The organism is Rhizobium sp. NLR10b (genome assembly GCF_019685435.1).
Taxonomy (GTDB): domain Bacteria; phylum Pseudomonadota; class Alphaproteobacteria; order Rhizobiales; family Rhizobiaceae; genus Rhizobium.
The window spans coordinates 137,012-148,522 of record NZ_JABDWV010000008.1; the positions used below are offsets into that span (position 1 = coordinate 137,012).

Sequence of the window (11,511 nt, forward strand, 5' to 3'; positions counted from 1 at the left end):
GCCTAGCGAGTCAGTATTTCGCACCTGAAACCATCAGACTGCGCCCAACCCACACTTCCGGAGGGCGAGCATTGGCAGCAACGACACCGACCAGGGAAAACCGGTTATTCGCCCTCTTGCCTCAGGAGGAGCTTTCAGCTGTCGTTGCTGATCTGGAACCCTGCGACACCCCTCGCGGCTTTCTCATGGCTAAAGCAGGCGCAACGATCGACTATGCTTATTTCCCGTGCTCGGGCGTAGGTTCGATCATCAATGTTTCGCCGGAGGGAAACCGCGTCGAGGCCGGATTGTTCGGCCGTGACGGGTTTGCACCCACGGCGGCAGCGATAGACGGAGGAATCAGCGTCACCGAGGTCGCCGTCCAGGTGCCGGGTTTTGCCTACCGGCTGCGGCAGGACAAGCTTGTGGATCTGATGAAAACGCAGCCGGTGTTTACCAGCCTGCTGCACAAGAGCACGCACATCCTTGCGACCCAGGCCGGGTTCACAGCGCTTTCTAATGCGATCCACGGGATCGATGAGCGGCTGGCTCGCTGGATCTTGATGTGCCACGACCGCATTGACGGCGACAAGCTCGCGCTCACCCATGAGTTCATCGCTCTGATGCTGGCAGTCAGACGGCCGAGCGTCACCACGGCGCTCCATCTGCTCGAGGGCAACCATTTCATCCGCTCGGTCCGCGGCCTGGTCATTGTCAGAGATCGCGTTGGCTTGGAGGAATTTGCCGCCGACGCCTACGGCAGGGCGGAGGAGGAATATGAGCGGTTGATTGGACCTCTCAGAAAATCGAAGCGACAGACTTTTGTAGGGTCATCGCACGCTGGTTGAAACAGCGCCAGCCAAATCCGGTACACCGTTCTTCTCCACGACCCCGGAAATTCGCCCCGCGACCGCCCAATGGGGATCGGCTCGACCCACTCGCACGATGCTTTCAGCTGCGCGTCTCAATGCGTTACAGCTTCACGTGCATGTGCTATAGAGCTGTATTGCAAAAATCCTTGGTTTTAACTGTAACCGATTGTCTGCTTTTACGAATGAGCTCTTTGACAGCATGACGACCGCCCATTCGGAAGAAGCCCTGAAAGCATTGATGCTTCTGTCCCTCGACGGGGACGAGGCTGCCTATCGGCGTTTGTTGACGGTTTTGCGCGTGCTGCTTGTCGGCTATTACAGCCGCAGGATGGCTGCGGCAACGAGGGCGGACATGGAAGATCTGGTCCAGGAGACGTTGCTGGCACTGCATTCCCGGCGATCCACCTATGACCGGACGAGACCTTTTACTGCCTGGTTTTTCTCGATCGCCCGCTACAAGCTGATCGACCATCATCGCGGCCGCGGCGGACGCAGGCTGGCGGAGACCGAGCTTGATGACGAGATCGAAAGCGACTTCAGCGAGGATAGGCTGACTGCCCGCATGGATGTCGAGCGGTTGCTCGACGGCTTGCCGCCGAGACAGCAGGAACTGATCCGCCAGGTGAAGCTCGAGGGCGGCTCGGTCGCCGACGCCGCAAACCGCACCGGCCAGTCCGAATCGGCGGTGAAAGTCAGCATCCATCGGGCGCTCAAGGCGCTCGGAGAGAGATTGCGAGGCACATCGTGACAAAGACGGACGATATCATCGAACGATTGGCAAGCGACCTGGAGCCGGTGCCGCGCAACGCGCTAGGGCGCCGCTTTGCGCTCGGCATAGCGCCCGCCCTCGCATTTTCCCTGCTGCTGATGCTGATCATTCTCGGCCCCCGGGTCGATATGCCCGACGTATTGAGGCTGCCGGTCTTCTGGATCAAGTCGGCCTATAACGCGCTGATTGCGGCGGCCGCCTTTGCAGCCGTTTTTCGGCTTTCCCGCCCCGACGGTTCGGAAGGTCGCTTTTTCGGTCTGCTTGCCGTGATTTTCGCTGCCATGACGGCCGTCGCGGCCACCCAGCTCCTGATGGCACCGAGCGAGAACTATCGATTGCTGATCGTCGGGTCCTCGGCGCTGCATTGCCCGCTGCTCATCGCAGGCTTTGCGATCCCGGTCTATGCCGGCACGGTCTGGGCACTGCGCCGCGCGGCGCCTGTCGATCTGCGGCTGACCGGCTTCGTCGCCGGCATTGCCGCGGGAGCAGCCGGAGCCTGGGTCTATTCCTGGTTCTGCACCGAAAACGGCATGCCTTTCGTGTTGATCTGGTATACGCTCGGCATCCTGCTCATCGGCGCTGTCGGCGCCGTCACCGGACCCCGCCTGCTCCGCTGGTGACCCCTCTCGATTTCTTGATCTGGAACATTCCCGGTTTCCCTTGGTTCGAGGACCGAAGGAGAGAAGATGAGCCAGGAATCGGACCGTCGCGCTTTCATGATCTATTTGGGAGCCATTCTCTTGGTCGGGCTCGTGATCGTGTTCGGCGCTACGCTCTCGTGGAACTCGATCAGCATAAGCGGTCAGCCCACGCAATCTTCAACGGAAGCCAATCCTTGACGAAGTGGCCGAAAGACAACCCGATCCGCTTGGACCGGCCGAGCGACGAAGGGCAGCGGGATGCGCTGAAAAGCCTGTGGCTGGTCATTGCCGTGATCGCGACCTTGGTCGCTATCGCCTTTCTGCTCTACGTCTTGATCCTCGTTTACGGGGTCATGCAAAGGCTGTGAACCGGCGCGAACTGAAATGTGCCGAGGACATTGAGGCAGCATCTATTTCTCCCTGCGCCGCGCAATCAGCTTCAGCCGGATGCCATGGTGATTGAGAGTGCCGGGAAGATTGGCGACGTCTAAAGAGGGATGCAGCAGCACAATCTCGGCGGCCGACAAGAATGTGCCCACGGCAAGGTTTGCAATCGTCGGCACGAGATTATGTGCCGGGCATATGACAGGACCGGCGCTGAAAGGCACGAGCCCTGCGGCCGGCAACGCATCGTTCTGTCCCCAGATGCTCGGTTCCATCCGATTGGCATAGAGGAGCGCGGGGTCTCGATGGAAAAAGGGGACGAAGATGATGACGCCAGTGCCGCGAGCGATGACCTTGTCGCCTGACTTGAGATCCCTGGTCAGTTGCCTGAGGATGGCGGGGGTCGTCGGCCAGAGGCGCAAGGCTTCCAGCAGACAACTGCGCGTGAAGGGGCGATCGAGATCGCCGCTCATGGCCTCTTCCACGGCTTTGCCCCAGTAGCTCACATGGCAGGCCAGCAAGGCGAGCGTCCTCAAAACGGCAATTCCGGCTGCATCAAAGGCGAACAGCCATTGGGCCACCTGGTTTTCCGGAGCAAGCTCATCGCCTCTGGGAAACCGATTGACAAGACTGTACTTCTCCGGCTCTCGAAGATAGCGGCCGACCTGATCGTGAAACCGAGCAAGCTTGCGCTGATCGACTGGGGCGGCAAATGCCCAGTTCGCCCGGCCTCGAAGTTCGTTCAAGGTCTCGGTCAATGTGACGTCGTTGCGCGCTCGTTCGCCGAGGACAATTCGCCGGACGATCCGGAACCAGGCCTGCGAAAAGGCCGGCCAATCGAGCTCACGGGGTAAGTTCAGGACCTGCAGGAATTCTTCGTCGACGATATTTTTGAAATGCATCGCATATGGATGCAGCCGGTCTGCCGCTGCCAAAGCGTGCTCATGGGCAGGCCGAAGCTCGGCGCGCCGAGAGTCCGATGAGATGAGGACGTTTTTCGGCTCGAAGTGAACAAGGGCGGCATGCTTTTCCGCCGTCGCCGCGGCAAACGGTTCGGGCGAGGATTGAAGCACCGTGGCGACATCGGCCGGATCGAGGATCAGCAGCTGTGGTCGCAATGGGATGGGCAGCAGAAGAGGAGCCGGCCCGTATTTGTTTCTCAGCCGCTGCATCTGTTCCACGGTGGTTCTGTCGAAGCCTTGCCGCTCCGCCAGACGCTCCATTGCCGGGCGGCGAATGATGATGCCCTTGGCAACCGTTGGGGCCACGACCGCCGTCAATACGCGGAGCGTATCGAGCCATCCGGCGCGATTAACTCTGGGAAAGATGGCGTGGCTTCGCGCGTTCATGACTCTTCAGCCTGGCCCGGCGGTTGGCCCATATCGATTCGATCTGCCGATCCTATCGATTAGGTTTGGAACCAGGACCATGACCGTTTGTTCCGCTCAAGGCGAAGCGGACCGGCGCAAGCCGCTCAATCGACGAGATGGTTTCCGAGCATCGCAATCAGGCACTCGCGGGCGCGGCTCACCCGGCTTTTCAACGTGCCGATCCGGCACCCGCACATTTTGGCGGCGTCTTCATAGCTCGTTCCGGCAGCCACCAATGTCAGAGCCCGGCGCCTGTCGTCGGAAAGACGCGTCAACGCCCGCTGCAATTCATGTTCCCGCAGTACCCACTCCTGGGTCGGGGCGATCGCCACCTGTTCCATCGCCGCGTCCATTCCGGCCGGCTCGCGCTTCTTCCGGCGATAATTGGTGCAAAAGGTGTTTCGCAGAATGGTGAAAAGCCAGGATTTGAGCGAGGTGCCGGGCTGGTAGAGGTGAAGCGAGTTCAGCGCCTTCAGCAGGGTTTCCTGAACAAGGTCGTCGATGTCATCATCGCTGCGCAGGAACCTTCGGGCAAAGGCGCGCAATGCTGGTGTCAGCTCGACGATCTCCCGCTCGATCGCGGATTTTTCTTTGCAATGCGATGCGGGGCGTACTGAAGACGAGGAAGCCATTTTTCTCTCCTGGGATGAGAAGGAAAGTCGCTGGCTCCCTATTCGTTGCCGTACGATACCGGACAAAAGTCCCGGCTTGGCCGGCGACTGCTCGCCGGCTCGAGGACGGGAACAACGGCCTCCCGCAATCGTTCGGTCATCGCCGTCCCGGTACTCTCGATCGGGCGGTCTCTTCCTTGGCCGGACAGAGATGACGCCCCCGCCCAAGGGGGCGTCATATTTCCGATCGGAACATCCGACCGATGCGAGAGTTGATTGTCGTCACGACACGCCACAGGAGGATTAAATGGCAACCGAGAAGACTCTGAACGATCTGTTTCTCGATACTCTCAAGGACATCTATTACGCCGAAAAGCAGATCCTGAAGGCCCTGCCGAAGATGGCCCGCGCCGCGCAATCGGAAGAGGGCAAGGCCGGTTTTCTGCAGCATCGCGACGAGACCCAGGCGCAGGTCGAGCGCCTCGAACAGGTTTTCGAGATGGTCGGCAAACCGGCACGCGGCAAGACCTGCGAGGCCATTCAGGGCATCATCGCCGAAGCCGAGGAGATCATGGACGAATTTAAGGGCACGGTCGCCCTCGATGCTGGTCTGATTTCGTCCGCACAGGCCGTCGAGCATTATGAAATCGCCCGCTACGGCACGCTGATCGCCTGGGCAAAGCAGCTCGGCCTCAAGGATGCAGTGCCACTGCTGCAGGCTACGCTTGCCGAAGAAGAGGCGACTGACAAGAAGCTCACGCAGCTCGCCGAGTCCTCGGCCAACGTCAAGGGCAAAGGCAAGGCAGCCTGAGCCGCTCGACCGCGGTGTCCATTCGCAACGGCCGCCGCCTCGGCGGCCGTGCTTTTCCCGGGGCTGCCTCGCAGATCAAAGACTGAGTTGCCAGATTTCGGCGGTAAGCAGATTCCCTTGGGGCGCGATGAGACGCACCGAGCTTACCCCGCTGAAGCCGGGCAGCCGCTTGGTTCCGGTCCAGCGGCCATCGTCGGCGAAGACCTCGATCGAACCTGCATCGAGGAATATCCGGATGGTCGACGGGCGCGCGCCGGCGGCGATGTAGCGTGGCGACACCTTGGCATTCGCCACCGAAAAGGGAATGCTCAGCCCATCGTCGTTCAACAGGACCTCGAGCGCCGCCTGCGGATGTTCGAACGTCAGGCGGAACGCCTTGCCCGGCTCCTTGAGGGTGAGCAGGATTTCGACGGCGCCGTTGGCGAGGTCGACCGCCTGGCCGTCCACAAGGCCTTGAGGATCCAGCCGCCGCTGCCGCAGGCTTTCCACACCTGCGACCGGCGGCGTGATCAGAGCCCCCTCGTGCAATGCCAGCCGGCGCGGCAGCGTCATCGCCGTCGCCATGTCGATATCCTTTGAGACGTCAGTCCAGTTCGCCAGCCATGCAATGCCGACGGGGCCGCTATCATCGACGAAGGCCTGGAAGGCGTAGGCGTCAGTGCCGAAATCCAGTTCCTGTTCGAATTCCACGGAGAAGCTGCGGCCATCGAAGCGGCCGACCGTCGCAATCGTCATGTTGCGCCGGCCGGTTGCCGGATCGCGGCTTGTGAGAAGACCGAAGATCAGGGCCCAGCGCGTCGATGGGTCGTTTGCGGGACCGTCGAGGGGCACCAGGCAGGGGCATTCCGCGGCCGTCATTCCGAAGCGGTTCTCGCGATGAAGCACCCCGAGGAAAGTCCATCCCGTCGCCGCGGCCGGATCATCGGTTTCATAGAGCAGGATGACGCCGCCCTCGCGGTCTCGCGTCCCGAGCAGCATCTTCCATTTGTCGTCCTGGCCTAGGAAGACATAGGGGTCACGGAAGTCGGTCGTCAGACCGAGCCCGGCCGGTCGGGCGGGCAGGATGAGGCTCGCCGGCTCGACGTTGACAAGATCGTGGCTGATGGCTGTGAACTGAACCTGCTCCTCCGGCTCCCGGCCCTTCATATGCTCAGTGAAGAAGATACGGATTCCCGCGCCATCGAGCGCGATGGCGGAGCCGGAAAATGCGCCGCCGCGTCCATCGGCCCGTGCGGCGAGTTCGTCCGAAGGCGGAAGAAAGACCGGAAGATGCGTCCAATGAAGAAAATCGTCCGAGACAGCGTGACCCCAATGCATGTTGTTCCACCGCAGACTGTGGGGATAGTGCTGATAGAACAGGTGCAGCCTGCCGCCGAATCTACCAAAACCGTTGGGATCGTTCATCCAACCGAAGGGTGGGCGGAAGTGATAGCCGCCGGAGATTTCGGGTGCGACGTTGGAAGACCCGACATGCAGCATCCGGATGCCTTTTTCGAGAACGCCGGGCTGAAGGAAGGCGTAGAGAACCGAGACCTGCGTCGTCACCGGATCGTAGGAGAAGTCGGTTTCCCCACCGCTTTCCAGCGTCAGCACCCGAAACTCGAATTCATGGCGATTTGACGTTTCCACAGTGATGGCGGGATCGCCATCGACATGGGCGGTCAATCTACCCACGGCGCCGCCATGCCGGGCCTTGATCCACGCGTGGATCGTCGCTCCCGCGGGCAGGACGGCGCTGATCGTCTCCGGCCCGCGTTCATGGGACGGAGTCATCGCTTGGCTTGTCATCAATTCAACCTTTCACGGCGGAGCCGATGAAGGAACTCACGAACCAGCGCTGGAAAACGAGGTAGAGCCCCAGGATCGGGATCATCATCAAAACGGAGGCGGCCATCGCGCGATCCCAGTAGATGCTGTCCTGACCGAAGAATGTCGCGATGGCGACCGCGATCGGGCGGGCATAATCGGTCTGCGTCACGAGGATCGGCCAGAGATACTGGTTCCAGGTCTCGATGCCCATCAGGATCGAGACGGTGGCCAGTGCGGGCAGGCTGAGGGGCAGGAAAATCGAACGATAGGCCCGGAAGAAGGACGCGCCGTCGATCTCGGCGGCCTCAAGCAGTTCCTTCGGCAATTGCGAGAAGAACTGATAGAACAAGAAGATGTAGAGAGGGCTCGCGACCCAGGGCACGATCTGGACTGCGAAGGTATCGGCCATTCCGGCGCGCGAAACCATGATCACCAGGGGCATGATGATGCTTTCCTGCGGGATCACATAAAGCGCAATCACGATCGACAGGATGACGGCGCGGCCCTTGAGCGATCCCCAGGCCAGAACGAAGCCGGCCATCGAATTGACGATCAGGCCGGAACAAACCGTTGTGATCAGAATGATCAGCGAGTTGATGAGGTAACGGCCGAAGGCGAGTTCGCCTGAGAGGTGGCCGACCTCCGCATAGTTGGAGAGCGTCGGTTTCGAAACCCAGAAGGCGCGGAAACTGCCCATATCGGCCAGGATCTGGAACCGGTCATCCTTCAGGCTCGCCACGACGAGGAGCAGCAACGGGGAGACGATCACCAGGGCGATGATGAAGATAGAGACCGTCTGGATGGTGCGCAGAACCCTTGCGGCGGAGCGCGGCCGCGCCGCGCGGGCCTGTGGGATCGAGAGAGCGATATCAGACATCGAAGCGCCTCAGGAGCTGGCGCTGGATCAGCGCGATGATGAGAACGATGACGAACAGGATGACCGAAACGGCCGAGGCATAGCCCATCTTCTGCTCTTCGAAGCCGGCGCGGACCATGTAATGCACCACCGTCTCGGTGCTGTTCTTCGGCCCGCCCTGCGTGAGGATGGCGACCTGGGTGTAGAGCTTGAACGCTTGGATAGTTGTGATCACGAGGACGAAGACATGGGTCGGCCGCAGGCCTGGCATCGTGACATGCCAGAATCGCCGGAAGGCGTTGGCGCCGTCGATCTTGGCGGCATCGTAGAGTTCGTCGGGAATGCCCTGGAGGCCGGCGAGATAGACGATCATCTGGAAGCCATAGGCCTGCCAGGCCGAGAGCAGGACGATGGAAAACATCGCCCATTCGGGATCGCCGAGCCAATCGATCGGCTGGATCGCTCCGCCGGAGAGAAAGCCGAGGATCTGGTTGAACGGTCCCGTCGGATATTGGAACAGGGTGCCCCAGATGACGCAGACCACCACCATAGAGGTGATCGCCGGAAGGAAGAACATGCCGCGCAGCAGATTGCGCAACGGCAGCTTCTGATGCAGCAGCAGCGCCGTCGCAAAGGCGAGGCCGCATTGCACCGGAATGATCCAAAAGGTGAAGCGCGAGACGTTCCAGAGAGCCGTCCAGAAGAGATCGTCCTGGAAGATGCGGATGAAATTGTTGAACCAGACGAAGCGGACGGGCGTCGGCCGGGGCACGAGAGGCTGGTTGGTCATCGCCGTCCAGAAAGACAGGAGGAACGGCACGATCAGAAAGACGGTCAACAGAATCACGGCCGGCGCGAGCATGGCCGCTTCCTGCATCAGCCGTCCCTTGTCACGCCGGAGCGTTATTCGAGCGGATCGCGACGATGTCGATTGTTGCATGGCCATACAGCTCCTCCTCTCCAGGCGTGATGTCGGTTCCGCCTTGCGATGTCACACGGACACATCGCAAGGCTCCGATTGGTCGGCGAGGGCGATTATTGCTCGTCACCGAACGGCGGGTATCCGTCATTGTCCTCGATGTCCTGGTCGATCTTCTTGGCGGCTGTTGTGAGCGCCTCCTTGGGATCGCCGCCATTGAACACCTCGTCGACGGCTTGCATGAAGGCCGACGTGATTGTGGGATAGGCTGGATGCGGCGGACGTGCGACGGCGGTCTTCGATGCCTGTTCGAAGGCGATCGCCATCGGACCGCCATCGGCATAGAGCGGAGACTCGGCAGCGAAGCTCTTCAATCCGGGGTAGCCGGATTGGCTTGCGACATAGGCCCGGTATTCCTTGTCCTTCAGCAGGAAGCTGATGAACTTAGCCGCGATATCGGGATGTTTCGATGTCTTGGTGATCGCCCAGATCCAGGTGCCATTGGGGCTTACGCTCTTTGCGCCGAACTTCGGAAGCGGCAGGACGACGAGGTTGTCCTTCATGGCGGCTACCGCCTCCGCATAGACCCAATGTCCGCCGAGCGCCAGGGCCGCCGGATTGCCTTCGGCGTAGAACTGGTTGGTGCCGGCCGACTGTGGCACGACCCAGCCGTTCTTAACCCATTTCTGCATCATCGCGAGTGCATCGACGCAGGCGTCGCTGTCGAGCGTGCCCTCGGATTTCCAAGCTTTGCGGTCGATAAGGTCGCAGCCGGCCGATTGCAGGATCGGCCCATAGGCATAGGTGATCCATTCGGTCTTGATGCCGTAGCCGCGGAAGGTGTCAATCGGCCATTTCACGCCATCGAGCTTCGAGAGCTTCTCGAGATAGGTTTCGAACTCCTCCAGCGTCCAGGCATCGTCGACGGATTTCGGGATGCGGGCGCCGATCGCTTCGAGATATTTCTTGTTGCCGTAAAGAACAACGGAAGAGTCCGTCAGGCCGATCGCATAGAGATCTTTGTCGATCGGATATGTGCCCTGAGCGATGTTGGACTCCGTCATGTCGTCGAGGACGTCCTTGTCGATCAGCGGCTTGATCGGCTGAAGATATCCCGACCAGACGTAATTGGCGAGGAACGGCGCATCGAGCTCCATGACGTCGGGCAGTTGCTTGGCCATGACGGCCGCGCTGAACTTCTCGTTATAGGCGTCGTGCGGCGTATAGATGAACTGGACGTCGACATCGGGATTGGCGGCTTCGAAGCGCTCGGCGACCTTGCCATAGGCGGCGACGAAGCCTGGATCGCCCTGATGCATGACCTGGATCGCGGTCTTTTCGGCTGCGTCAGCCCAAGTGGCGGCCAGTGCCGAAGACAGGACGAGAGACCAAAGTAAACGTTTACCCATTAGAATTCCTCCTCAATTGAATGGGCCTTCCTCAATTTACACGGATGCCCGTTCCACCAACTGGAACGGTAGTTTCTGCACCCCGACCGGAGGCCGGTCTTCGGCAAGCAGGATGTGCGCGGCCTGATGGCCCATGGCGCGGTGCGGCAGCGCCATGGTGGTGAGCGGCGGATCGAGACGCGAGGCGATCTCGACCTGGTTGTCGAAGCTTGCAACGGCAACGTCATCGGGAATGGTCGCGCCCGAGCGGCGCAGTGCGGCATAGACCTCCATCGCCACGCGGTCATTGCCGCACAGGATGGCATCGGGTGGCCGGGGACCTTTCATCAACTCATGCACATGCGTTGCCACGAGGCTAGGCGCCCGGTCGCTGTAAACAGCCTTGCCGACGGCCGGCAAGACCACGGCGCCGGCTCCGTTGATGCCGGCATGATCGAGCGCCTGGCGAAAACCGAGTTCGCGCAGTTCGCCAGCGAGAATGCCGGGCAGGTTGATGAAGGCGATATTGCGACGGCCTGCCTCGATCAGGTACTGCGTGATTTCGATCGCCGCTCCCGTCTCGTCCGGCACCAGGGACGTCACGCGGTCATTGGCATCCCGGCAGTTGATCATGACGCCGACTGTGTCGGCAAACTCGGCCGGCAGGTCGACGCTTTTGTGATACATGGCCGCATAGGCAATCGCGCGCGGGCGAAAGCGCCGCATCTCGTCGAGGATTGATCCGACGCTGCGGTGGCCGCTGAGCGTCATGGCGAAGACGGCCATGTCGGAAGCGCGCACGGCGCCGTCGAGCCCCCTGATGATCTCAGTCGCGAAGGGTGACGTGATCAGATCATCGGCAACGAGCCCAACGAGTGGCATCCAGCCCTGCCGCATGCTGCGCGCGGCGAAGTTGGTGACATAGCCGAGTTCCTCGGCGATCTCCTTGATCCGCTGGCGCGTTTCGTCCGACATACGCGCCGAGCCGCCATGCAGGGCGCCTGACACGGTCTTGACCGAAACGCCTGCGCGGGCGGCTATGTCGTTGAGTGAAGCGGTCACGGGTCTCGCCATGGGTTATCGATTACCCAAACAATACTCA

At 60.9% G+C, this 11,511-nt stretch carries 13 protein-coding genes; 6 read left to right on the forward strand and 7 right to left on the reverse strand.

Translation table 11 applies throughout. The features are described 5' to 3' along the window. Nucleotides 1–71: 71 nt before the first annotated feature. The 5 genes from HJB91_RS15295 (at nucleotide 72) to HJB91_RS15315 (ending at nucleotide 2,629) form a co-directional block, all read left to right on the forward strand. Nucleotides 72–827, forward strand: coding sequence for a Crp/Fnr family transcriptional regulator (locus HJB91_RS15295; protein ID WP_210632184.1), 756 nt, complete (start codon nucleotides 72–74; stop codon nucleotides 825–827). A gap of 223 nt (nucleotides 828–1,050) precedes the next feature. After that, a complete protein-coding gene (locus HJB91_RS15300) occupies nucleotides 1,051–1,599 on the forward strand; it encodes a sigma-70 family RNA polymerase sigma factor (RefSeq protein ID WP_210632047.1) in 549 nt (182 codons plus the stop codon). Continuing rightward, on the forward strand, nucleotides 1,596–2,240 hold the full coding sequence (locus HJB91_RS15305) for an NrsF family protein (RefSeq protein WP_210632048.1): 645 nt from the start codon (nucleotides 1,596–1,598) through the stop codon (nucleotides 2,238–2,240). Before HJB91_RS15300 ends, HJB91_RS15305 begins: the two co-directional genes overlap by 4 nt. A 66-nt stretch (nucleotides 2,241–2,306) precedes the next feature. Beyond that, nucleotides 2,307–2,459 carry a hypothetical protein gene (locus HJB91_RS15310; RefSeq protein ID WP_210632049.1) on the forward strand — a complete coding sequence of 51 codons (153 nt, stop codon included), beginning with the start codon at nucleotides 2,307–2,309 and terminating at the stop codon, nucleotides 2,457–2,459. Next, nucleotides 2,456–2,629 carry a hypothetical protein gene (locus tag HJB91_RS15315; RefSeq protein WP_221147062.1) on the forward strand — a complete coding sequence of 58 codons (174 nt, stop codon included), beginning with the start codon at nucleotides 2,456–2,458 and terminating at the stop codon, nucleotides 2,627–2,629. The genes HJB91_RS15310 and HJB91_RS15315 overlap by 4 nt, the downstream gene beginning before the upstream one ends. Nucleotides 2,630–2,671: 42 nt before the next feature. On the opposite strand, the gene HJB91_RS15320 is transcribed toward HJB91_RS15315, so the two are convergent. Then, complete coding sequence (locus HJB91_RS15320) at nucleotides 2,672–3,994, reverse strand: cytochrome P450 (protein ID WP_221155239.1); 1,323 nt, start codon at nucleotides 3,992–3,994, stop codon at nucleotides 2,672–2,674. Between the two features lie 125 nt (nucleotides 3,995–4,119). Next, nucleotides 4,120–4,647 carry a sigma-70 family RNA polymerase sigma factor gene (locus HJB91_RS15325; RefSeq protein ID WP_183704965.1) on the reverse strand — a complete coding sequence of 176 codons (528 nt, stop codon included), beginning with the start codon at nucleotides 4,645–4,647 and terminating at the stop codon, nucleotides 4,120–4,122. Nucleotides 4,648–4,933: 286 nt separating this feature from the next. Between HJB91_RS15325 and HJB91_RS15330 the strand changes: the two genes are divergently transcribed. Next, nucleotides 4,934–5,437: a ferritin-like domain-containing protein gene (locus HJB91_RS15330; protein WP_097601680.1), complete on the forward strand. Its 504-nt coding sequence runs from the start codon at nucleotides 4,934–4,936 to the stop codon at nucleotides 5,435–5,437. Between the two features lie 75 nt (nucleotides 5,438–5,512). On the opposite strand, the gene HJB91_RS15335 is transcribed toward HJB91_RS15330, so the two are convergent. The 5 genes from HJB91_RS15335 to HJB91_RS15355 all read right to left on the reverse strand — a co-directional run bounded on the left by HJB91_RS15335 (nucleotide 5,513) and on the right by HJB91_RS15355 (nucleotide 11,471). Beyond that, nucleotides 5,513–7,225, reverse strand: coding sequence for a GH32 C-terminal domain-containing protein (locus HJB91_RS15335; RefSeq protein WP_221155240.1), 1,713 nt, complete (start codon nucleotides 7,223–7,225; stop codon nucleotides 5,513–5,515). Between the two features lie 4 nt (nucleotides 7,226–7,229). Beyond that, nucleotides 7,230–8,123 (reverse strand): carbohydrate ABC transporter permease, encoded by an 894-nt coding sequence (locus tag HJB91_RS15340; RefSeq protein WP_221155241.1) that lies wholly within the window; start codon nucleotides 8,121–8,123, stop codon nucleotides 7,230–7,232. After that, nucleotides 8,116–9,048 carry a carbohydrate ABC transporter permease gene (locus HJB91_RS15345; protein WP_221155242.1) on the reverse strand — a complete coding sequence of 311 codons (933 nt, stop codon included), beginning with the start codon at nucleotides 9,046–9,048 and terminating at the stop codon, nucleotides 8,116–8,118. Before HJB91_RS15345 ends, HJB91_RS15340 begins: the two co-directional genes overlap by 8 nt. Before the next feature lie 89 nt (nucleotides 9,049–9,137). Continuing rightward, the gene (locus HJB91_RS15350) at nucleotides 9,138–10,430 is read right to left on the reverse strand and encodes a sugar ABC transporter substrate-binding protein (RefSeq protein WP_221155243.1); all 1,293 of its coding nucleotides are present in this window, start codon (nucleotides 10,428–10,430) and stop codon (nucleotides 9,138–9,140) included. A 36-nt stretch (nucleotides 10,431–10,466) separates the two neighbouring features. Then, nucleotides 10,467–11,471: a LacI family DNA-binding transcriptional regulator gene (locus HJB91_RS15355; RefSeq protein ID WP_221155244.1), complete on the reverse strand. Its 1,005-nt coding sequence runs from the start codon at nucleotides 11,469–11,471 to the stop codon at nucleotides 10,467–10,469. Between the last annotated feature and the right edge of the window lie 40 nt (nucleotides 11,472–11,511).